Annotated in this window: 16 protein-coding genes; 8 read left to right on the top strand and 8 right to left on the bottom strand. The window is 71.0% G+C overall.

The features are described from left to right. Window positions 1-90: 90 nt before the first annotated feature. Window positions 91-3,633: a DNA polymerase III subunit alpha gene (dnaE, locus tag AB0F82_RS36150; protein WP_356813216.1), complete on the bottom strand. Its 3,543-nt coding sequence runs from the start codon at window positions 3,631-3,633 to the stop codon at window positions 91-93. A gap of 171 nt (window positions 3,634-3,804) precedes the next feature. Here dnaE and AB0F82_RS36145 point away from each other — a divergent pair, with 171 nt between their 5' ends. The 5 genes from AB0F82_RS36145 to AB0F82_RS36125 all read left to right on the top strand — a co-directional run bounded on the left by AB0F82_RS36145 (window position 3,805) and on the right by AB0F82_RS36125 (window position 9,742). Next, complete coding sequence (locus tag AB0F82_RS36145; RefSeq protein ID WP_362635474.1) at window positions 3,805-5,130, top strand: DUF2252 domain-containing protein; 1,326 nt, start codon at window positions 3,805-3,807, stop codon at window positions 5,128-5,130. Window positions 5,131-5,218: 88 nt separating this feature from the next. Continuing rightward, a complete protein-coding gene (locus AB0F82_RS36140; protein ID WP_362635472.1) occupies window positions 5,219-5,908 on the top strand; it encodes a hypothetical protein in 690 nt (229 codons plus the stop codon). A 58-nt stretch (window positions 5,909-5,966) separates the two neighbouring features. Further along, on the top strand, window positions 5,967-6,761 hold the full coding sequence (locus AB0F82_RS36135; protein ID WP_356813213.1) for a DsbA family protein: 795 nt from the start codon (window positions 5,967-5,969) through the stop codon (window positions 6,759-6,761). 129 nt (window positions 6,762-6,890) lie between these two features. Beyond that, window positions 6,891-8,552: an alkaline phosphatase D family protein gene (locus AB0F82_RS36130; RefSeq protein ID WP_362635469.1), complete on the top strand. Its 1,662-nt coding sequence runs from the start codon at window positions 6,891-6,893 to the stop codon at window positions 8,550-8,552. A gap of 242 nt (window positions 8,553-8,794) precedes the next feature. Next, window positions 8,795-9,742: a zinc metalloprotease gene (locus AB0F82_RS36125; protein ID WP_362635494.1), complete on the top strand. Its 948-nt coding sequence runs from the start codon at window positions 8,795-8,797 to the stop codon at window positions 9,740-9,742. Window positions 9,743-9,808: 66 nt separating this feature from the next. Here AB0F82_RS36125 and AB0F82_RS36120 read toward each other — a convergent pair whose 3' ends face one another. Further along, complete coding sequence (locus AB0F82_RS36120) at window positions 9,809-10,378, bottom strand: dienelactone hydrolase family protein (RefSeq protein ID WP_362635466.1); 570 nt, start codon at window positions 10,376-10,378, stop codon at window positions 9,809-9,811. A 63-nt stretch (window positions 10,379-10,441) separates the two neighbouring features. On the opposite strand from AB0F82_RS36120, the gene AB0F82_RS36115 reads away from it, so the two are divergent. After that, window positions 10,442-11,494 carry a mechanosensitive ion channel family protein gene (locus tag AB0F82_RS36115; protein ID WP_356813209.1) on the top strand — a complete coding sequence of 351 codons (1,053 nt, stop codon included), beginning with the start codon at window positions 10,442-10,444 and terminating at the stop codon, window positions 11,492-11,494. Here AB0F82_RS36115 and AB0F82_RS36110 read toward each other — a convergent pair. Then, the gene (locus AB0F82_RS36110) at window positions 11,491-12,072 is read right to left on the bottom strand and encodes a TetR/AcrR family transcriptional regulator (RefSeq protein WP_362635462.1); all 582 of its coding nucleotides are present in this window, start codon (window positions 12,070-12,072) and stop codon (window positions 11,491-11,493) included. The two genes, AB0F82_RS36115 and AB0F82_RS36110, sit on opposite strands and share 4 nt — an antisense overlap. 63 nt (window positions 12,073-12,135) lie before the next feature. On the opposite strand from AB0F82_RS36110, the gene AB0F82_RS36105 reads away from it, so the two are divergent. Next, on the top strand, window positions 12,136-12,657 hold the full coding sequence (locus AB0F82_RS36105) for an SRPBCC family protein (RefSeq protein ID WP_362635460.1): 522 nt from the start codon (window positions 12,136-12,138) through the stop codon (window positions 12,655-12,657). Window positions 12,658-12,755: 98 nt separating this feature from the next. On the opposite strand, the gene AB0F82_RS36100 is transcribed toward AB0F82_RS36105, so the two are convergent. The 5 genes from AB0F82_RS36100 to AB0F82_RS36080 form a co-directional block, all read right to left on the bottom strand. Then, window positions 12,756-14,348 (bottom strand): Na+/H+ antiporter, encoded by a 1,593-nt coding sequence (locus AB0F82_RS36100; protein ID WP_356813206.1) that lies wholly within the window; start codon window positions 14,346-14,348, stop codon window positions 12,756-12,758. A gap of 291 nt (window positions 14,349-14,639) precedes the next feature. Next, on the bottom strand, window positions 14,640-15,107 hold the full coding sequence (locus AB0F82_RS36095) for a GNAT family N-acetyltransferase (RefSeq protein WP_356813205.1): 468 nt from the start codon (window positions 15,105-15,107) through the stop codon (window positions 14,640-14,642). Continuing rightward, complete coding sequence (locus tag AB0F82_RS36090; RefSeq protein ID WP_362635456.1) at window positions 15,104-16,045, bottom strand: RluA family pseudouridine synthase; 942 nt, start codon at window positions 16,043-16,045, stop codon at window positions 15,104-15,106. Before AB0F82_RS36090 ends, AB0F82_RS36095 begins: the two co-directional genes overlap by 4 nt. Before the next feature lie 41 nt (window positions 16,046-16,086). Next, complete coding sequence (lspA, locus tag AB0F82_RS36085) at window positions 16,087-16,647, bottom strand: signal peptidase II (protein WP_356813203.1); 561 nt, start codon at window positions 16,645-16,647, stop codon at window positions 16,087-16,089. 152 nt (window positions 16,648-16,799) lie between these two features. Continuing rightward, complete coding sequence (locus AB0F82_RS36080) at window positions 16,800-17,621, bottom strand: TraR/DksA family transcriptional regulator (RefSeq protein WP_362635453.1); 822 nt, start codon at window positions 17,619-17,621, stop codon at window positions 16,800-16,802. A 613-nt stretch (window positions 17,622-18,234) separates the two neighbouring features. Between AB0F82_RS36080 and ileS the strand changes: the two genes are divergently transcribed. After that, window positions 18,235-21,393 carry an isoleucine--tRNA ligase gene (gene ileS / locus AB0F82_RS36075; RefSeq protein ID WP_362635450.1) on the top strand — a complete coding sequence of 1,053 codons (3,159 nt, stop codon included), beginning with the start codon at window positions 18,235-18,237 and terminating at the stop codon, window positions 21,391-21,393. Window positions 21,394-21,709 lie beyond the last annotated feature (316 nt).

Here is a 21,709-nt window from a genome sequence, read left to right as displayed (position 1 = left end):
GTCCTCCGCGTCGGTCTGTGACGCCCCGAAGCGCCAAGGGCCTGCCCGGCAGTACCGGGCAGGCCCTCGTCGTGCGTGTGGCGGCCGCCGTCATCCGGCCAGGCAGGACGGTCCGAGCAGGACCTTGAGGTCTCCGAAGAGGGCCGGGTCGGGCTGTACCCGGTGCCGGTCGAGGCGCAGCACGGTGGTGGTCCGCGGTCCCTGGAGCTTGATCCGCACCTCGGTGTTGCCCTTGTGGTGGCGCAGGATCTCCCCCAGACGGGTCACCATCGGGGGTGTGACCTTGACCGTGGGGATGGTGAGGACCACGGGGGCGTTGGTGCCGGCGGAGGAGAGGTCGGGAACCATCATCTCCATGGCGACCAGGCGGGGGACGTCCTCGCGCTTGTCGAGGCGGCCCTTGACGAAGACGACGGTGTCCTCGACCAGCTGGGTGGAGACGAGCTGGTAGGTCGCGGGGAAGAACATGCACTCGATGGAGCCGGCCAGGTCCTCGACGGTGGCGATGGCCCAGGCGTTGCCCTGCTTGGTCATCTTGCGCTGGAGGCCGGAGATGATGCCGCCGATGGTGACGACGGCGCCGTCGGAGTGCTCGCCGCCGGTCAGCTGGGAGATGCCGGCGTCGGTCTTGTCGGAGAGGACGTGCTCCAGGCCGAAGAGCGGGTGGTCGGAGACGTAGAGGCCGAGCATCTCGCGCTCCTGGGCGAGCAGGTAGGACTTCTCCCACTCGACGTCGGAGAACTCCACGTCGAGACCGAAGCCGGGCTCGTCGCCGGCGGCCTCGTCACCCATTCCGCCGAAGAGGTCGAACTGTCCCTCGGCCTCCTTGCGCTTGACGGCGACCACGTTGTCGATCATCGACTCGTGGTGGGCGACCAGGCCCTTGCGGGTGTGGCCCATCTCGTCGTAGGCACCGGCCTTGATCAGTGACTCGATGGTCCGCTTGTTGCAGACGACGGCCTCGACCTTGTCCAGGAAGTCGGGGAAGGAGGAGTACTTCCCCTTGGCCTTCCTGGTCTTGATGATCGAGTCGACGACGTTCTGGCCGACGTTGCGGACGGCCGTGAGGCCGAAGAGGATCACGTCGTCGCCCTGGGCGGCGAAGTTCGACTCGGACTCGTTGACGTTCGGCGGGAGCACCTTGATGCCCATGCGGCGGCACTCGTTCAGGTAGATCGCGGACTTGTCCTTGTCGTCCTTGACCGAGGTGAGCAGACCCGCCATGTACTCGGCGGGGTAGTTCGCCTTGAGGTAGGCGGTCCAGTAGGAGACCAGGCCGTAGGCGGCCGAGTGGGCCTTGTTGAAGGCGTAGCCGGCGAAGGGGACCAGGACGTCCCAGAGCTTCTGGATGGCCTCGTCGCTGTAGCCGTTCTTGCGGGCGCCTTCCTGGAAGATCGTGAAGTTCTTCGCCAGCTCCTCGGGCTTCTTCTTGCCCATGACGCGGCGCAGGATGTCGGCCTCGCCGAGCGAGTAGCCGGCGATGATCTGGGCGGCCTTCTGGACCTGCTCCTGGTAGACGATCAGTCCGTAGGTGACCGCGAGCACCTCTTCGAGCGGCTTCTCCAGCTCGGGGTGGATCGGGGTGATCTCCTGCTGCTTGTTCTTGCGCAGGGCGTAGTTGGTGTGCGAGTTCATGCCCATCGGGCCCGGGCGGTACAGGGCCGACACGGCGGAGATGTCTTCGAAGTTGTCGGGCTTCATCAGGCGCAGCAGGGAGCGCATGGGCCCGCCGTCGAACTGGAAGACGCCGAGGGTGTCACCGCGGCCGAGCAGCTCGAAGGTCTTGGGGTCGTCGAGCGGGAGGGCCAGGAGGTCGATGTCGATCCCCTTGTTGGCCTTCACCATCTTGACGGCGTCGTCCATGATCGTGAGGTTGCGCAGGCCGAGGAAGTCCATCTTCAGCAGGCCGAGCGACTCGCAGCTCGGGTAGTCCCACTGGGTGATGGTGACGCCGTCGGTGTGCCGCACCCAGACGGGCACGTGGTCGGTGATCGTCTCGCTGGACATGATCACGCCTGCGGCGTGGACGCCCATCTGGCGGACGAGGCCCTCCACACCGCGGGCGGTGTCGATGACCTTCTTCACGTCGGGCTCGTTCTCGTACATGCTGCGGATCTCGCCGGCCTCGCTGTAGCGGGGGTGCGAGGGGTCGAGGATGCCGGAGAGCGGAATGCCCTTGCCGAGGACGTCGGCGGGCATGGCCTTGGTGAGGCGGTCGCCCATGGCGTACGGGTAGCCCAGGACGCGCGCGGAGTCCTTGATCGCGTTCTTGGCCTTGATGGTGCCGTAGGTGCCGATCATGGCGACCTTGTCCTGGCCGTACTTCTCCGTGACGTACCGGATCACCTCGACGCGCCTGCGCTCGTCGAAGTCGATGTCGACGTCGGGCATGGAGACGCGCTCGGGGTTGAGGAAGCGCTCGAAGATCAGGCCGTGCGGGATCGGGTCGAGGTCGGTGATGCCCATGGCGTAGGCGACGATCGAGCCGGCCGCGGAGCCTCGGCCGGGGCCGACCGCGATGCCCTGGTTCTTGGCCCACATGATGAAGTCGGCGACCACGAGGAAGTAGCCCGGGAAGCCCATCGAGATGATCGTGTCCATCTCGTACTCGACCTGCTTCATGCGGTCCTCGGGGATGCCCCCGGGGAAGCGGCGGTGCATGCCGCGCATGGTCTCCTCGCGGAACCAGGTGACCTCGGTGTAGCCGTCCGGGATGTCGAACTTCGGCATCAGGTTCCGGAATTTGAACATGCCCTCGGTGTCGACCTGGTCCGCGACCAGCTTGGTGTTGGCGCAGCCCTCCTGCCAGGCGTCCGAGGAGTCGATGGCGTACATCTCGTCGGTCGACTTCAGGTAGTAGCCGGAGCCGTCGAAGCGGAAGCGGTCGGGGTCCGAGAGGTTCTTGCCGGTCTGGATGCACAGCAGGGCGTCGTGGGCGGCGGCCTCGCTGGCGTAGGTGTAGTGCGAGTCGTTCGTCACCAGCGGCGGGATGCCGAGCTTCTTGCCGATCTCCAGCAGTCCGTCGCGGACCCGGCGCTCGATCTCGATGCCGTGGTCCATCAGCTCCAGGAAGTAGCGGTCCTTGCCGAAGATGTCCTGGTATTCGGAGGCCGACTTCAGGGCCTCGTCGAACTGGCCGAGGCGCAGCCGGGTCTGCAGCTCACCGGAGGGGCAGCCGGTGGAGGCGATCAGGCCCTCGGACCACTTGCTGATGGTCTCCTTGTCCATGCGCGGCCACTTCGTGAGCCAGCCCTCGGCGTAGGCGTCGGAGGACAGCCGGAAGAGGTTGTGCAGGCCGGTGGCGTTCGCCGCCCAGATCGTCTTGTGGGTGTAACCGCCGGAGCCGGAGACGTCGTCGCGCTTCTGGTGGGGCTGGCCCCACTGGATGCGGCGCTTGTTGCGCCGGGACTCGGGGGCGACGTACGCCTCGATGCCGATGATCGGCGTGATCCCGGCCTTCTGCGCGGAGTGGAAGAAGTCGTAGGCCCCGTGCAGGTTGCCGTGGTCGGACATGGCGATATGCGTCATGCCCATCTCGTTGCACGCGTTGAACATGTCCTTCAGCCGTGCGGCACCGTCCAGCAGCGAGTACTGGGTGTGGACGTGCAGGTGCGTGAACGGCGTCTTGGTCACGGCGCTGGTCTCCTGGCGGCGGGGGGAGGGGGGCAGCTTTGAATCCTACGTCCCACGGGTGACAGATCCGGGGCACGCGGCGGTACGGTCGGGCGTTGCAGAACCAGGGGCGCAGGTCCGGCGTCCAGTCCGGCAGAGCCCGTACAACCCGTGCACCAGGAGGAACCCGCCATGGCGGTCCCCGAGACGACCGACGAGCAGCGCGCCGAAGAGATCCTCGACGTGTTCGACACCGCATTCGGTGAACTGCTCGCCGCCGACCCCGCTGCCTTCCAGGTCAAGTTCCGCAAGATGGCGGCCTCGGCCTTCGCCTTCTACCGCGGCACGGCCTGCCTCTTCTACTCCGACCTGGAGCGGGACCGGCACGGCGGCCCGTACTTGGACGAGCGGACGGGCCGGGTGTGGATCCACGGCGATCTGCACGCCGAGAACTTCGGCACGTACATGGACTCCAACGGCCGGCTGATCTTCAACGTCAACGACTTCGACGAGGCCTATGTCGGCCCCTTCACCTGGGACCTCAAGCGCTTCGCCGCCTCCGTCGCGCTGATCGGCTACACCAAGGCGCTCAGCGACGACCAGATAAGCGAGCTGGTGCGGACCTACGCGGGCGCCTACCGGGAGCGGATCCACCGGCTGGCCGCGGGCGCCAAGAACGAAGAGGTGCCCTCTTTCACCCTGGACACCGCCGAGGGCCCGCTGCTGGGCGCCCTGCGCTCGGCCCGCTCCCGCACGCGCTTCTCGCTGCTGGACTCGATGACGGAGATACGGGACTACGAGCGCCGCTTCACGTCCGGCGGCGGATCCGTCGAGCTGGACGCCGCGACCCGCTACAAGGTGCTGGCCGCCTTCGACGGGTATCTGGAGACGCTCCCCGACGAGTCGCTGGTGCGGCCCGACTCCTACCGGGTCAAGGACGTGGTGGGCCGCCGGGGCGTCGGCATCGGCTCCGCGGGCCTGCCCTCCTACAACATCCTGCTGGAGGGGCACAGCGACGCCCTGGAGAACGACGTCGTGATCTACCTCAAGCAGGCGCAGACCCCGGCGGTGTCCCGGCATATCACCGACCGGGCGGTGCGGGACTACTTCCGGCACGAGGGGCACCGCACGGTGATCTCGCAGCGGGCGCTCCAGGCCCACGCCGACCCGTGGCTGGGCTGGACCGAGCTGGACGGGGCGGGCCAGCTCGTCGCGGAGGTCTCCCCCTACGCGGTGGACCTGGACTGGTCGGACCTCGACGACCCGGAGGAGATCGCGGCGGTCGTCGCGGACCTCGGCCGGGCCACGGCGACCATGCACGCGTCGGCCGACGAGGCGGAGAGCGGGCAGTCCCTGGTGCCGTTCTCCACCGAGCGGGCCATCGACGCGGCCATCGCGGCGGACGAGGAGGGCTTCGCGGAGCTGCTCGTGGACTTCTCGCACGCCTACGGGGCCCGGGCGCGCGCCGACCACCAGATCTTCGTGGACCTGTTCCGCAACGGGCGCCTCACCCCCTAGGGGTGCCTTGTCGATCAGGCCGAGCCCGGCACGATCGGCGGGACGCCCCTAACCGGCTCCCACAGGAACACGTGGCACACTCGCGAGGATGGACTTTTCCGGGACGGGACTCAGGGGGCTGCGGGCCGCGCTGTTCAGCGCGCTCGTCGTGCTGCTCTCGTCCGGCTCGCACGTCCTGATGTCACAGGTCCCGCTGCCGCCCGTGCTGGTGGGCGGGGCCTTCGCGGGCGTGTTCGTGATCGCCTACGCCCTCGCGGGCCGCGAGCGGGGCTTCGGCCCCATCGCGGGGCTCCTCGTACCGCTGGAGCTGGCGGCCGACACCGTCTTCACCACCGGCCAGCACCTCTGCTACGGCCCGGCCGGCGGCCCCGTCTCGGGGCCGCTGCGCGCCATGGGCCTGGAGGAGCTGTGCGGGGGCGCCCCGGTGGGCGGGCCGCTGACCGAGGTGGCCGGGCCCGCCGCCGACGCCGCCGCGCTGCTGGCCTCTCCGGGGCCCTACACCCCGTGGCTGCTGCTCGGCGCACACGTCTCGGTGGGACTGCTCGCCGCCGCCTGGCTGCGCCACGGGGAGCGCGCGCTGGGCCGGCTGGTGCGGGCGGTGGCGGCCTTCGCGTTCCGGCCGCTGCGGCTGGCGGCGGCCGCCGTCGCGGTGGCCTGCGGCCCGGCGCGGCGGGCGCTTCGGCCGGTCCCGGCGGGTGCCGGCGCCCCTACGCGCTTCCCCGCACACTCCGTGGGACGGCGAGGACCCCCCGTGCCCGGTGCGCTCGCGCGCGCCTGACGCACGTTCGGCAGTCCCCTCCACACGTCTTCACACATCACGTCCCACGGAGATCACCATGAGTTCACGCAACAGCCAGGCGAACAAGGCGGCGGCCCGCGAGCGGTTGCGCGCCGAGCGCGAGGCCCAGGCCAAGAGGGACAAGATCCGCCGGCAGCTCATAGTGGGCGTCGGTGTCGTCGCCGCCCTGGGGCTGGCCGGCGGCATCGCCTACGGGGTCATGAAGGCCAATGAGCCCGACTACTGGGAGAAGGCCGCCAAGGCCGAGCTGGTCAAGCCGAAGAACACCGAGGGCGAGGACGGCACCACGGTCGTCGTCGGCAAGGCCGACGCGAAGAAGACCCTGGAGCTGTACGAGGACTCGCGCTGCCCGGCCTGCGCCGCCTTCGAGCAGGCGGCCGGCGAGCAGATCAAGAAGGACGTCGACGCGGGCAAGTACAAGCTCCAGTACGTCGGTGCCACCTTCATCGACAACGCGGTCAAGGGCGAGGGCTCCAAGAACGCGCTGAGCGCGCTGGGCGCGGCGCTGAACGTCAGCCCGGAGGCCTTCCTGCAGTACAAGGGGGCGCTGTACTCCAAGGAGCAGCACCCCGAGGAGACCGTCGACAGCTTCGCCAAGGACGACTACCTGCTGAAGGTCGCGGACACCGTCCCGGCGCTCAAGGGCAACGCCGAGTTCAAGAAGGCCGTCGAGGACGGCACGTACGACCGGTGGGCGCTGGAGATGTCGAAGGCCTTCGACAAGTCCGGTGTGAAGGGTACGCCGACCCTGAAGATGGACGGCAAGAAGATCGACACCCCGCAGACGGCGGAGCAGTTCACGGCGGCGATCGACAAGGCCCTGCAGGGCTGATCCGGGCATTCCGGGAGATAGCCTTCCGGACCGGCCGCACCAACGGGCGGGCGAACTCCCAGAGTTCGCCCGCCCGTTGCGTTCCTACGTCTGTTCGACGGGGTGTACCCGTCGGTAATATGATCGGCCGTGACCAGTCATCTCACCCCTTCCCAGGCCGCGGCAACGCCCCGGCGCCGTACGGTCGTTCTCGCCGCGGCGGCCACGGCCACGCTGGCCCCCCTCGCCTCCTTGGGCTCCGGAACCGCCCACGCGGCGGGCACCGCCTCCGCCTTCCTGCACGGCGTCGCCTCGGGTGATCCGCTGCCCGACGGCGTCCTGTTGTGGACCCGCCTCACCCCCACCCCCGAGGCCGTCCCCGGCTCCGGCCTCGGCCCGGCCGTCCAGGTGGGCTGGGAGGTGGCCTCCGACCAGGCCTTCTCCCGGGTCGTCGCCCGGGGAACCGTCACCGCGAGCGCCGCCGCCGACCACACGGTCAAGGTGGACGTGCGCGGACTCCGGCCGCAGACGCCGTACTGGTACCGGTTCACCGCCGGCTCGGCCGTCTCCCCCGTCGGACGCACGCTGACCACCCCCGGCCACGACGTGACCACCCCGGGCGTCCGTTTCGGCGTGGTCTCCTGCGCCAACTGGGAGTCCGGTTACTTCTCGGCCTACCGCCACCTGGCCGCCCGTACGGATCTGCACGCGGTCCTGCACCTGGGCGACTACATCTACGAGTACCAGTCCGGGGGCTACCCGGAGGCGAAGTACACGGTCCGCCAGCACGAGCCGAAGCACGAGATCGTCTCGCTGGCCGATTACCGCGCCCGGCACGGCAAGTACAAGACGGACGCCGACCTCCAGGCCCTGCACCACGCGCACCCCGTCATAGCCATCTGGGACGACCACGAGTTCGCGAACGACATGTGGTCCGGCGGCGCCGAGAACCACACCCCGGGCGCCGAGGGCGACTGGGCGGCCCGCGCCGAGGCGGCCAAGCAGGCGTACTTCGAGTGGATGCCGGTACGGACCTCGACCGCCGGGACCGTCTACCGCAGACTGCGGTTCGGCACCCTCGCCGACCTCCACCTGCTGGACCTGCGCTCCTTCCGCTCGCAGCAGGCCGAGGTCGGCAGCGGCGCGGTGGACGACCCGGAGCGCAGCATCACCGGGCGCGCCCAGCTGGACTGGCTCAAGTCGGGCCTGGCGGGCTCCGACGCGACCTGGAAGTTGGTCGGCACCTCGGTGATGATCTCGCCGGTGGCCTTCGGCTCGCTGCCCGCCCACCTGCTGGCACCGCTCGCCAAGCTGCTCGGCCTGCCCGAGGGCGGCATCGCGATCAACGTGGACCAGTGGGACGGGTACACGGACGACCGCAAGGAGCTGCTGGGCCACCTGAAGGCCCGGAACGTCAAGAACACGGTGTTCCTGACCGGCGACATCCACATGGCCTGGGCGAACGAGGTCCCGGTGAACATGGCCACCTACCCGGGCTCGGGCACGGCGGCGACCGAGTTCGTCGTCACGTCGGTGACCTCCGACAACCTCGACGACATACTGCACGTGCTGCCGGACACGGTCTCACTGGTGGCCGAATCCGCCATCAAGGCCGCCAACTGGCACGTGAAGTGGCTCGACATGGACGCGCACGGCTACGGCGTGCTGGACGTGACGCCGGAGCGCTCGCAGATGGACTACTACGTGGTGTCCGACAAGCGCCGGCCCGGCGCCACGTCCGAATGGTCCCGCTCCTACCGGACCCTGAACGGGACCCAGAAGGTAGAGCGCGCCTACCAGCCCGTTCGCTGATCGCCTGATTGACCGTCAAATCTTCTGCCGCAAGGGGCGCCTGGTACATACCAGACGCCCCTTGTGCGTTCGAAGCAACAAATCTTTTACGCAAGACACTTGACCTGAATATGTCATGCACACATAAGCTTCGCGCCAGCTGAAGAAGATCCTTCAGGCCACCACCCCCCACCACCCCCCACCCGCGAGGAGCACACGTGCGCGCGAACGCCCGCATATCCCCCCTTCTCCGCCGCCGCCTGATGGGCACGGCGGTTCTGGCCGGAACCCTGGCTTTCACCCCGCTTGCCGCCCCCACCACGCTCGCGGCCGCCAAGACCCCCGCCGAGGTGTGCGCCGACCAGGCCAACGCACCCGCCAACGCCCGCGTGACCCGCACCCACGACGAGCACGCGGACGAGCCGAACGAGCTCACCGACGCGCAGGCCAAGGCCATGGACGCCGACCTCAAGTCGAAGCTGGACAAGGCCCTCAAGAACCAGCCCCAGCGCAGCCTCGCCGCCGCCGAGGCCGTCGTGAACATCCCCGTGTACTTCCACGTCGTGCACTCCGGCGCGGCCGGCAAGCTCACGGCCACCGACGTGAGCAAGCAGCTCGCGGTCCTCAACGCCGCCTACGGCGGCCAGGGCACCGGCAACGTCAACACGAACTTCCAGTTCACCCTGGCGTCGACCGACTACACGGACAACGCGTCCTGGTACAACCTGGCCTCCGGCTCCCAGGCCGAGAAGGACATGAAGAACACCCTGCGCCAGGGCGGCCCGGGCGCGCTCAACTTCTACACCGCCAAGCTCTCCGGCGGCCTGCTCGGCTGGGCCACCTTCCCGACCTCCTACGCCTCCAGCCCCAAGATGGACGGCGTGGTCGTGCTCGACACCTCGCTGCCCGGCGGTTCCTCCGCCAACTACAACGAGGGCGACACCGCCACCCACGAAGTCGGCCACTGGCTCGGGCTGTACCACACCTTCCAGGGCGGCTGTAACGGCAACGGCGACTACGTCTCCGACACCCCGGCCGAGAAGAGCGCCGCGTACGAGTGCCCGACCGGGCGCGACAGCTGCGCCAGCAAGCCCGGCGCGGACCCGATCCGCAACTTCATGGACTACACGTACGACTCCTGCATGTACCAGTTCAGCGCCGGCCAGGTGGCCCGCATGAGCAGCAACTGGACCGCCTACCGCGCGGGCTGACCCCAGCGACGGGGAGGGCCCGGTCCGGCATCCGCCGGGCCGGGCCCTCCCCCATGCCGGGCGCGGCTACAGGCTGTCGAGGAAGCCGATCGCCGTCTTCCACGTCTGCTCCGCCGCCTCGGCGTCGTAGTCGTCGAGGCCCGGGTCGGTGAACAGGTGCCCGGCGCCCGGGTAGCTGTGGACCTCGACGTCCGCCCCTGCCCGCTGCATCCGCAGGTACCAGGCCGTCAGCCAGTCGTGCGGCTCGAAGGGGTCCGGGTCCGCAATGTGCAGCTGCACCGGGAGTTCGTCCACCGAGGCGCTGTCCTCCAGGTCCGCCGTCCCGTGCAGCAGGAGCAGCCCGCGCGCCTTCTCGTCGGCCAGCGCCAAGTGCTGGGCGAGGGAACCGCCGAAGGAGAAGCCCGCGTAGACCAGTCCCTGGTCGGAGTGCGGGGCCGAGGCCAGCACCGCCCGCTTCAGCAGCTCGTCACGGCCGATCCCGTCCCGGTGGGCCATGCCCTCCTCGACGGTCTCGAAGGTGCGCCCCTCGAACAGGTCCGGTACCCGGACCTGGTGACCGGCCGCGCGCAGCCGGTCGGCCGCCGCGTGCACGGCGGGCCGCAGCCCGTACGTCGAATGGAAAAGCATGATGTTCATGCCTCCATCGTGCCAGCCGTCCCAGGCCCTGCCACGCCACGGCTCCCGCTACGTTTCATCCCCATGGAGACCGAGAACTTCCTGCGCCCCATGACGGTCATCGGCGGCTCGCTGGTCGCCACCCTGATCGCGGGCCGGCTGCTCGACCTGCTGCTGTGCCGGGCCGACGCCCGGCACCCCGAGACCCCCCTGTGGGGACTGCTGCGCCGTTGCCGGCTCCCCTTCCAGGTGGTGCTCTGCGCCACCCTGCTGCGGGGCTCCTACCGCTGGGCGGGCGTCCTGCCCGACCATCCCGTCGGCGTCGGCCGCTTCCTCACCCTGGTGCTCATCGCCTCGGCGGCCTGGCTGGCGGTACGCATCGCGACGGCCGCCGTCGACTCCACGTACGCGCGCTACGCGGCGGTGACCGAGGACGAGGCCCGGGTCCGCCGGGTGCGCACCCAGGTCACGCTGATCCAGCGGGTGGTCGCCGCGGTGGTGGTCGTGGTCGCCGCGGCGGCGATGCTGCTGACCTTCCCGCCGATGCGTGCGGTCGGCGCCTCGGTGCTGGCCTCGGCGGGAGTCCTCGGCATCGTCGTGGGCATCGCCGCGCAGTCCTCGCTGGGCAACCTCTTCGCCGGCCTGCAGATCGCCTTCGGCGACACCGTCCGCATCGGCGACACCGTGGTGGTCGACAAGGAGTGGGGCCGCGTCGAGGAGATCACCCTGACCTTCCTGACCGTCCGCACCTGGGACGAGCGCCGCATCACGATGCCTGTGTCGTATTTCACGAGCAAGCCGTACGAGAACTGGTCGCGCGGCGGCGCGCAGATGACCGGCACGGTCTTCTGGCACCTGGACCACAGCGCCCCCGTGGGCCTGATGCGGGAGCGGTTCCAGCAGATCCTGGAGGAACTCCCCGAATGGGACGGACGCGGCGGCGGCCTGGCCGTGACGGACACCACACCGCACACGGTCCAGATCCGCGGGGTGGTCACGGCCAAGGACGCCGACGACCTCTGGACGCTGCGCTGCGCGGTCCGCGAGCGGCTGATCACGTGGCTGGCCGACCACCACCCCTACGCACTCCCCCGCATCGCCATCGCCCAGGCACCCCCCGCCCCGGACACTCCCTAGGCCAGCAGCGCCGCCGCGCACTCCTCGGCGAGGTCCTCGGCGTGCGGCGGCAGTGGCGCTCCGGCGCGCAGGTGCCGGCGGACGACCGAGAGGGGCAGGTCGATCAGGGCCAGGGTGATCCGGTCCCGGCCCCGGTCGTCCGCGGCCCCGAGGGCCGCGGCGAGTTCGCCGATGGCGGCGTAGACGCGCTCGTTGCCGGAGTCGGCGCGCCGGGTGTGCTCCTCGGACCAGTCGGCGCGGCCGAACTCCGCCGCGCCGTAGAGGAGGAGCGCTGCCTCCTCGGGCTGGGCTCGGCTCCAGGAAACGACGTGGCGGGCGGCCCCGCGGGCGGCCGTGAGCGGATCGGCCTCGCCGTGGAGGCCGGCGAGGTAGCCCTCCTGGAACCGCTCGACGGTCCGCAGCCACACCTCGGCGAGCAGGGCGGTGCGCCCGGCGAAGCGGTGGTACATGGAACCGCTCGGCGCGCCGATCGCCTGGGCGACGGCGGACATGGTCACACCGCCCGGTCCGGCCGAGGCGGCCAGCCGCACGGCGGCGTCGAGGATCTGGTCGATGTCGAAGCGGGGTGGTCTCGCCATGAATCAGAGAGTACCCTCCAGATTATTAGAGACCCATCTCTAATAATCTGGAGGGGAGGACCCATGGGCGTCTTCAACGTGCACGAACGCCTGCTGACGGCCGGGCAGGGGGAGGTCGGCGCACTCATCGACACCTTGGCCGGCGGTGAGGACGACCGGCTGTGGCCGGCCCGCCTGTGGGAGGAGATGGAGCTCGACCGCCCCCTGGCCGTCGGGGCGGCGGGCGGCCACGGGCCGGTGCGCTACACGGTGGCCGCGTACGTGCCGGGGACCTGGGTGCGCTTCGCCTTCACCGGGCCCCGCGGGTTCCACGGCTTCCACGAGTTCACCGCACTGCCCGCCGACGCGGAGCGGACCGTGCTGCGGCACACCCTCGCGATGACCGTCAGCGGCGTCAGCCGCGTCACCTGGCCGCTGGCCTACCGCCCGGCGCACGACGCCGTGCTGGAGGACTGCCTGGACCGCGCCGAACTGGCCTGCACGGGCACGATCGCCCACCGGGCCCGCTGGTCCCCGTACGTCCGCTTCCTGCGGGGCCTCGAACGCCTGGTGACGGGGGCCCGCCCGGGAGTGTCCGCGAAATAGCGTCGGCAGCCGCCCGCACCCGACAACGCTCGTGGTCGATCACACCCAGGGAGTCTCGTCAAAGTGGCGCCGCCCAGGCGGAACTTTGACGACACGACTTAGGGCGCGCGCAGGCTGCGTACGTCGAGGTGCCGCAGCACCCGGTCGACGACCTCCGGATCGGAGCCGGGTTCGCTGCGGGCGGCCAGCACCTCGTGGCGGGCGGCCGACATCATCTCCCGCTGGATCCGCTGGACGTCGCGGAGCCGCTGCACGCGCTGCGCGTACGCCTCGCGCCGTTCCTCGTCGACCATGTCCGGGCTGATCCTGGCCCCCACGTCGTACGCGCGCCGGCTCAGCTGCTCGATCAGGTCCTCCGGCAGCTCCTCGGCCTCCTCGATCTCCTTCAGCCGCCGCTTCGCGGCCTTGGCGGCGCGGATCGCCAGCTGCCGCTCGGCGTCCCGCCTGGCGTCGGTGTCCTCCTCCACGCCCAGGCGCCGCACCAGCCACGGCAGGGTCAGCCCCTGGCACACCAGGGTCACCATGATCACCGCGAACGCGATGAAGATGATCTCGTCCCGCGCCGGGAAGGGCTCGCCGGAGTCCGTCTTCAGGGGAACGGCCAGGGCCAGGGCCACCGAGGCCACCCCGCGCATCCCCGCCCACCACATCACGACGCTCTCCCGCCAGCTGAGCGGGATCTCCTCGTCGTAATCGCGCCGCTGGTGCAGTTTCTTGGCGAGCCACCCGGCCGGCAGCAGCCACGCCAGCCGTACGCCGACCACCACCGCGACGACGACCGCCGCCCAGCCGGCCATCTGCCATGCGCGGTCCTGGGCCGTCCCGAAGACGTTGTGGAGCTCCAGCCCGATCAGACCGAAGGCCACGCCGGTGACCAGCGTGTCCACGACCTCCCAGAAGGTGTGCCCGGCCAGGCGTCCCAGCACGTCGTCGGCGTCGGAGGCGTACTCGGCGAGGAACAGGGCCGTCGTCAGCACGGCCAGCACCCCGGACCCGTGGAGTTCCTCGGCGACCACGTACGACACGAACGGCACCAGCAACGTCAGGCCGATCTGGAGAGTGGCGTCACCGAGCCGGCCCATCAGCCGGTGGGTGGTCCAGCCGAGGGCCAGGCCGACGACCACGGCGACGACGGCGGACAGCACGAACTCGCCGAGCGCGTCGGGCCAGGAGAAGCTGCCGCTGACGGCGGCGGCGATCGCCACGTGGTAGAGCACGATGGCCGTCACGTCGTTGAAGAGCCCCTCGCCCTCCAGAATCGACACCATGCGGCGCGGCAGCCCGAGCGATCCGGCGACGGCGGTGGCGGCGACCGGGTCGGGCGGGGCCACGAGCGCGCCGAGCGCGACGGCGGCGGCGAGCGGCAGCGCGGGCACCACGGAATAGGCGACGGCGGCCACGGCTGCGGTCGTGACGAACACCAGGGCCACGGCCAGCAGCAGGATCGGCCGCACGTTCGCGGCGAACTGCCGCCACGAGGTCCGCTGCACGGAGGCGTACAGCAGCGGCGGCAGCACCAGCGGCAGGATGAACTCGGGCGGGACCTCGACCTCCGGCACGGCCGGCACCAGGGCGAGGACCACCCCGCCGAGGGTCATCAGGACCGGCGCGGGCAGCCCCAGCCGGTCCCCGAGCGGCACCATGACCACGGCCCCGAGGAGGAGCACGAAGAGCAGAGCGAGCTGATCCACTCCCCCACCCTGCCAGGCCGCCGCGCTGGGCCCGGGCGGTGACTGCGCCGGCCCCGCGTGTCGACCCCCGCGAGGCTCCGCCCCGGCCGACCCGCTCGCCGCCACCGCCGGCGGGGCCGAGAAGCCGGGGCTCCGGCCGCCGAACCCGCTCCTCGTTCGAACGCCGCAGGGGCCGCAACTGCCGCAGCGTGGCAGCCGGCCCCGGGCGGAACGTCCCGTGCAGCTCAGCCACATCCAGCCCCGCCGGCGTTCGAGGCGCGGACACGGAGTCCCGGCGGGCGGGCCGCAGGGCTACGGGAGGGGGCGGCGCATCGCGCGGTGGGGGATGCCCGCGTCCTGGAACTCCGGGCCGTGGGCCACATACCCGAGCCGCTCGTAGAAGCCCAGCGCATGTGTCTGCGCGCCGAGGTCGACCGAGGTCAGCCCCAGCCGGGCGGCCTCCGCCTCGATCGCTCGGACCAGCAGCCTCCCCACACCCAGTCCGCGCGCGGACCGGGCGACGGCCAGCCGGCCCAGCACGCCGGCCGCCGGGACGCCCGTCGCGCCGAGGGCCGCCGGCCCGTGCAGCAGGCGGCCCGTGCCCAGGGGGGTCCCGTCGGCGTCCACGGCCAGGACGTGCACCGCGCCCGCGTCGTACGCGTCGTACTCGATCGACTCCGGCACCGACTGCTCGGCCACGAAGACCTCGGACCGCACCGCGAAGCAGGCCTTCAGGTCCTCCTGCGAGACGGCGACCCGGACCTCGACCGGCGAGGTCACTCGCTCTCGGCGCGGATCACGTCGAGGGCGTGCTGGAGGTCGGCCGGGTAGGTGCTCTCGAACTCCACCCACTGCCCGTCCGCCGGGTGCTCGAAGCCCAGCCGGACCGCGTGCAGCCACTGGCGGGCCAGGCCGAGCCGCTTCGCGACGGTCGGGTCGGCGCCGTAGGTCAGGTCTCCGACGCACGGGTGGCGGTGCGCGGACATGTGCACGCGGATCTGGTGCGTACGGCCCGTCTCCAGCTTGATGTCCAGCAGCGAGGCGGCGCGGAAGGCCTCGATCAGGTCGTAGTGGGTGACGGAGGCCTTGCCGTCCTGGGTCACCGCCCACTTGTAGTCGGCGCTCGGGTGGCGGCCGATCGGCGCGTCGATCGTGCCGCTCATCGGGTCGGGGTGGCCCTGCACCAGCGCGTGGTAGCGCTTGTCGACGACCCGCTCGCGGAACTGGTTCTTCAGCGAGGTGTACGCGCGCTCGGACTTTGCGACGGCCATCAGGCCGGACGTGCCGACGTCGAGGCGGTGCACGATGCCCTGGCGCTCGGACGCGCCGGAGGTGGAGATGCGGTAGCCCGCGGCGGCGAGGCCGCCGATGACGGTGGTGCCGGTCCAGCCGGGGCTCGGGTGGGCGGCGACGCCCACGGGCTTCATGATGACGACGATGTCGTCGTCATCATGGACGATCTCCATGCCCGGGACCGGCTCGGCCACGACTTCGACGGGCCGCGGCGGCGCGGGCATCTCGACTTCGAGCCAGGCGCCGCCGTGCACGCGCTCGGACTTCCCGACGACGCTGCCGTCGACCGACACCTTCCCCTCGGCCGCGAGCTCGGCCGCCTTGGTCCGGGAGAAACCGAACATACGGGCGATGACGGCGTCGACGCGCTCGCCTTCGAGGCCATCGGGAACGGGCAGGGTGCGGATCTCGGGAATCGTACTCACCCGTCGAGTATGCAGGACGGGGCGGACGGGCCGTCCCGCGATCAGTCCTTGTGGACGGTGCCGTCCGGGTCCAGGCCCTTGAACGACAGCAGCACGATGAGGATGCCGCCGCACACGATCGCCGAGTCGGCGATGTTGAAGACGGCGAAGTGGGCCGGCGCGATGAAGTCGACGACAGCCCCGCGGAACACGCCCGGCGAACGGAAGATCCGGTCGGTCAGGTTGCCCAGCGCACCGCCCAGCAGCAGACCGAGGGCGATGGCCCAGGGCAGGCTGTAGAGCTTGCGGGCCAGGCGCACGATCACCACGATCACGGCCGCCGCGATGGCGGTGAAGATGATGGTGAAGGCCTCGCCGAAGCCGAACGCGGCGCCCGGGTTGCGGACCGCCTCGAACTTCAGCAGGTCACCGATGATCTCGATCGGCGGCTGGTGCTCCAGCTTCGCCACGACCAGCATCTTGGTGCCGAGGTCCAGCAGGTAGGCGAGCACCGCCACGACGAGCAGTGCCGCGATCCGGCGGCGCCCCTTGGGCGCGGCCGACTCCGGCTGGGCGTCGTCCCCGACCTCCGGCGTACCGATGATGCGCTCCGCCTCTGCCACGTGAGTCCCTCGAACTAGCCGACCCAGGCTTCTCCTGGACCCTGACCAGACGAGGGTACGTCAGGGCCCCCGCACAGCGCCCGTCCCGCCTCCGCCCTCCGCCTCCGCGGGCACCCGCGCTCCCTGGTCCGGCCTGATCGGCAAGGCACCCCCTAGTGCCGCCGCTCCTGCTTCTGCTTGCAGTCCACGCACAGCGTGGCCCGCGGGAAGGCCTGCATCCTGGCCTTGCCGATGGGCTGCCCGCAGCTCTCGCAGAGCCCGTACGTGCCCGCCTCCAGCCGTTCCAGGGCCCGCTCGGTCTGCTCCAGCATCGAGCTGGCGTTGGCGGCGAGTGCCAGCTCGGACTCCCGGGTGATGTTCTTCGTGCCCGTGTCGGCCTGGTCGTCGCCGGCGCCGTCGCCCGAGTCCCTCATCAGGCCCGAGATGGCCACCTCCGAGGCGTCCAGCTCGGCGCGCAGCCGCAGCACCTCCGACGTCAGCTCCTCGCGGGCCTCCTCGACCTCCTTGGGCGTCCAGGGGTCCTCCCCGGGACGTACGGCGAGTTCCCCGGGGGCGGCGGCCGCCGTGACCCGGGTCTTGGGCAGCCCGCTGGTGGCGGCCGCAGCCGTCTTCCTCGCCGCACCGGTGCTCTTCTTGGCAACCACGTTCCGGACTCCCGTCTCCTTCGCGGCGTGCGCCGCCCCCTCGGCCCCGGCCTTGTTGGCCGTGGCCGTCCGCTTCCCGACGGCGGTCGTCTTCTTGACTGCGGTCGTCTTCTTCCCGGCCGCGGTCGCCTTGTCGGCCGCAGCCTTGCCGGCCGCCGCCGTCGTGCCCGATGCCGCCGTCTTGCCCGCCGCGGCCGTGCTGTTCGCCGTGGCCGTCTTGTTCGCCGATGCCTTCTTCGCCGGAGCCTTCTTGGCGGTCGCCTTTCGGGCCGCCGTCGCCTTCTTGGCGGGAGCCGGGTCCCCGGAGACCGCTGTCTTCTTCGCCACCATGGCCGCGGCCCCTTCACATACTGTGATATTGCTCGCGAATCGTGCCGGAACGATAAATCGGCTCCGCCCCCGCGGCAACGGGGCACGCATCCGTCGAGGTCAACCTGCATCCGTTGTGCCCATCCCGAGGCCCGGTAATCCGCCACTCCCGCCCCACCCGATCCCGCGACGGCGCTGATGGCCCGTTCGGGTCACCCCGGGCCCTGCGCCGGACCCGGCTCCGGCCCCGCTCGCGTCCCCCGAGGCCGCACCCCCGCCACGCCGTGGCCGCGGGCCTCGCACGGGCCCCCGTAAACCGGTCTGCCGCGTCCCTTCCCGGCCCGTACACTGGGCCCAGCGAAAGGCATGGACGGGGACGAGTAGCGTCGGACGCAGCCAGGAGCGACCCGGGGACGGTGAGAGCCCGGGGGCGAGCGCGACGTGAAGGATCACCCCTGAGCCGCCGGAAGAAAGCCGCGGGTCCCCCGCAGGGCGAGTAGAACCGGCTTCGCACCCCAATGAGGGGGCCACCGGATCCGTCCGGCGGCCAAGGAGGGTGGTACCGCGGGAGCAGCAGTCGGCTCTCGTCCCTCCGGACGGAAGTGACATCCCGCCGGAGGAAGAGTTCAGCCTCATGACCACACCGCCGCAGTACCGCCCGGTACCCGCCCAGGTCGACCTGCCTGCCCTCGAGCACGCGGTCCTCGACTTCTGGCGCGAGAGCAAGACCTTCGCCAAGACCCTGGAGCAGTCCGAGGGCCGCCCCGAGTGGGTCTTCTACGAGGGCCCGCCCACCGCGAACGGCATGCCCGGCGCGCACCACATCGAGGCCCGCGTCTTCAAGGACGTCTTCCCCCGCTTCCGCACGATGCGCGGCTACCACGTGGCCCGCAAGGCCGGCTGGGACTGCCACGGCCTGCCCGTCGAGCTCGCCGTCGAGAAGGAGCTGGGCTTCAACGGCAAGCAGGACATCGAGGCGTACGGCATCGCCGAGTTCAACGCCAAGTGCCGCGAGTCCGTGACCCGCCACACCGACGCGTTCACCGAGCTCACGACCCGCATGGGCTACTGGGTCGACCTGGACGACGCCTACCGGACCATGGACCCGGAGTACGTCGAGTCCGTGTGGTGGTCGCTGAAGGAGATCTTCAACAAGGGTCTGCTCACCCAGGACCACCGCGTCGCCCCCTGGTGCCCGCGCTGCGGCACCGGCCTCTCCGACCACGAGCTGGCCCAGGGCTACGAGACCGTCGTCGATCCCTCCGTCTACGTCCGCTTCCCGCTCACCTCCGGCCCGCTCGCGGGCGAGGCGGCGCTGCTGGTCTGGACGACCACCCCGTGGACCCTGGTGTCCAACACGGCCGTCGCCGCGCACCCCGAGGTCACCTACGTCGTGGCCACGCGCACCGGCGCCGAGGACTCGGAGAAGCTGGTCGTCGCCCAGCCGCTGCTGGAGAAGGCCCTCGGCGAGGGCTGGGAGGCCACGGACCGGACCTTCACCGGCAAGGAGATGGAGCGCTGGACGTACGAGCGCCCCTTCGAGCTGGTCGAGTTCCCCGAGCCCGCCCACTACGTCGTGAACGCCGAGTACGTCACGACCGAGGACGGCACCGGTCTGGTCCACCAGTCCCCCGCCTTCGGCGCCGACGACCTCGCGGTCTGCCGCGCCTACGGCCTGCCCGTCGTCAACCCGGTCCGCCCCGACGGCACCTTCGAGGAGGAGGTCCCCCTGGTGGGCGGCGTCTTCTTCAAGAAGGCCGACGAAAAGCTGACCGCCGACCTCGACGCGCGCGGCCGGCTCTTCAAGCACATCGCCTACGAGCACAGCTACCCGCACTGCTGGCGCTGCCACACGGCCCTGCTCTACTACGCACAGCCGTCCTGGTACATCCGCACCACCGCCGTCAAGGACGCGATGCTGCGGGAGAACGAGAAGACCAACTGGTTCCCGGACTCCGTCAAGCAGGGCCGCTTCGGCGACTGGCTGAACAACAACATCGACTGGGCGCTCTCCCGCAACCGCTACTGGGGCACCCCGCTGCCGATCTGGCGCTGCGAGGAGAACCACCTCACCTGCGTCGGCTCGCGCGCCGAGCTGAGCGAGCTGTCCGGCCGGGACCACTCCGCCCTGGACCCGCACCGCCCGTACATCGACGACGTCACCTTCACCTGCACGCACGAGGGCTGCTCCCTGGATGCCGTGCGCGTGCCGGAGGTGATCGACGCCTGGTACGACTCGGGCTCGATGCCGTTCGCGCAGTGGGGCTACCCGTACAAGAACAAGGAGATCTTCGAGAAGCGCTACCCGGCGCAGTTCATCTCGGAGGCCATCGACCAGACGCGCGGCTGGTTCTACACGCTGATGGCGGTCGGCACCCTCGTCTTCGACAAGTCGTCCTACGAGAACGTGGTCTGCCTGGGCCACATCCTCGCCGAGGACGGCCGCAAGATGTCCAAGCACCTGGGCAACATCCTCCAGCCCATCCCTCTCATGGACCAGCACGGCGCGGACGCGGTCCGCTGGTTCATGGCGGCCGGCGGCTCCCCGTGGGCGGCCCGCCGCGTGGGCCACGGCACGATCCAGGAGGTCGTCCGCAAGACCCTCCTCACCTACTGGAACACGGTCGCCTTCCAGGCGCTGTACGCCCGTACGTCGAACTGGGCGCCGTCCGCGGCCGACCCGGCCCCGGCGGACCGCACGGTCCTCGACCGCTGGCTCCTCTCGGAACTCCACGCCCTCGTCTCCGAGGTCACGGAGGCGATGGAGTCCTACGACACCCAGCGGGCGGGCAAGCTCCTCTCCGCCTTCGTGGACGACCTGTCCAACTGGTACGTCCGCCGCTCGCGCCGCCGCTTCTGGCAGGGCGACCCGGCCGCGCTGCGCACCCTGCACGACGTGGTCGAGACGGTCACCCGTCTCATGGCTCCGCTCACCCCCTTCATCACGGAGCGGGTCTGGCAGGACATGGTGGTCCCGGTCACCCCGGACGCCCCCGAGTCGGTGCACCTGTCGACGTGGCCGGTCGCGGACACGGCGGCGATCGACCCGGCGCTGTCGCAGCAGATGCTGCTGGTCCGCCGCCTGGTCGAGCTGGGCCGCGCCACGCGCGCCGAGTCGGGCGTGAAGACCCGCCAGCCGCTCTCGCGGGCGCTGGTCGGCGCGGTGGGCTTCGACGCGCTGTCTCCGGAACTCCAGGCCCAGATCACGGAGGAGCTGAACGTCTCCTCCCTGGCCTCCCTCTCGGAGGTCGGCGGGTCCCTGGTGGACACCACGGCGAAGGCGAACTTCCGCGCGCTCGGCAAGCGCTTCGGCAAGGGCGTCCAGGACGTGGCGAAGGCGGTGGCCGCGGCCGACGCGGCGGCGCTGTCGCTGGCGCTGCGGTCCGGCTCCGCCGAGGTCGAGGTGAACGGGGAGCCCGTCTCCCTCTCCCCGGAGGAGGTCATCATCACCGAGACCCCGCGCGAGGGCTGGTCGGTGGCGTCCGACTCGGGCGCGACGGTGGCCCTGGACCTGGAGATCACCCCGGAGCTGCGGCTGGCGGGCCTGGCCCGTGACGCGATCCGCCTGATCCAGGAGGCCCGGAAGAACTCCGGCCTCGACGTGGCGGACCGGATCGCGCTGCGGTGGTCCTCCGCGGACCCGGAGGTCGTGACGGCCCTGACGGACCACGCCGGCCTCATCGCGGACGAGGTGCTGGCCACGGACTTCGCGTCCGGCGAAGCCGACGCCGCCTACGGCGACCCCTTCACGGACGAGCCCCTGGGTCTGACCTTCCGCCTCCGCAAGGCGTAACCCGGCCCCTTGAGCGGCCCGCCCCTTCCCTCCCGGGGGGGCGGGCCGCTGTCGTTCTCCGGCTGCGGGCCGGTGCCCCGGGTACGGGCCGGTGCCTTGGGGGGCGCTGCCCCTGCTCCCCTCCGGCTGCGGGCCGGTGGCCGCGCCTCAAACGCCGGCGGGGCTGGGGTGTGCCCCCCGGGTCGGGGTCGGGACAGGGGGGTGGAGGTGCGGGGCCGCCGGGGGGGTGTCTCCTCGGCTCGCGCGGGACTGACCTTCTCGGCCGTACCCGCCGGTGCGCGCTCGTCCTGCGGGGACACCCCCCACCGACCCCACA

The sequence above is a fragment of the Streptomyces virginiae genome, from assembly GCF_040638905.1.
Lineage (GTDB): Bacteria > Actinomycetota > Actinomycetes > Streptomycetales > Streptomycetaceae > Streptomyces > Streptomyces virginiae_B.
Note: the sequence above shows the minus strand (reverse complement) of the source record. Positions and strands in the feature narration are given on the sequence as shown.

What these genes read in the sequence shown, in the direction of transcription:
- AB0F82_RS36105 (WP_362635460.1), top strand. Translation starts at nt 12,136, where the DNA reads ATGGGCGTCTTCAACGTGCACGAACGCCTGCTGACGGCCGGGCAGGGG.
- AB0F82_RS36115 (WP_356813209.1), top strand. Translation starts at nt 10,442, where the DNA reads ATGGAGACCGAGAACTTCCTGCGCCCCATGACGGTCATCGGCGGCTCG.
- AB0F82_RS36125 (WP_362635494.1), top strand. Translation starts at nt 8,795, where the DNA reads ATGGGCACGGCGGTTCTGGCCGGAACCCTGGCTTTCACCCCGCTTGCC.
- AB0F82_RS36135 (WP_356813213.1), top strand. Translation starts at nt 5,967, where the DNA reads ATGAGTTCACGCAACAGCCAGGCGAACAAGGCGGCGGCCCGCGAGCGG.
- AB0F82_RS36140 (WP_362635472.1), top strand. Translation starts at nt 5,219, where the DNA reads ATGGACTTTTCCGGGACGGGACTCAGGGGGCTGCGGGCCGCGCTGTTC.
- AB0F82_RS36080 (WP_362635453.1), bottom strand. Translation starts at nt 17,621, where the DNA reads ATGGTGGCGAAGAAGACAGCGGTCTCCGGGGACCCGGCTCCCGCCAAG.
- AB0F82_RS36110 (WP_362635462.1), bottom strand. Translation starts at nt 12,072, where the DNA reads ATGGCGAGACCACCCCGCTTCGACATCGACCAGATCCTCGACGCCGCC.
- ileS (WP_362635450.1), top strand. Translation starts at nt 18,235, where the DNA reads ATGACCACACCGCCGCAGTACCGCCCGGTACCCGCCCAGGTCGACCTG.
- AB0F82_RS36120 (WP_362635466.1), bottom strand. Translation starts at nt 10,378, where the DNA reads ATGAACATCATGCTTTTCCATTCGACGTACGGGCTGCGGCCCGCCGTG.
- AB0F82_RS36145 (WP_362635474.1), top strand. Translation starts at nt 3,805, where the DNA reads ATGGCGGTCCCCGAGACGACCGACGAGCAGCGCGCCGAAGAGATCCTC.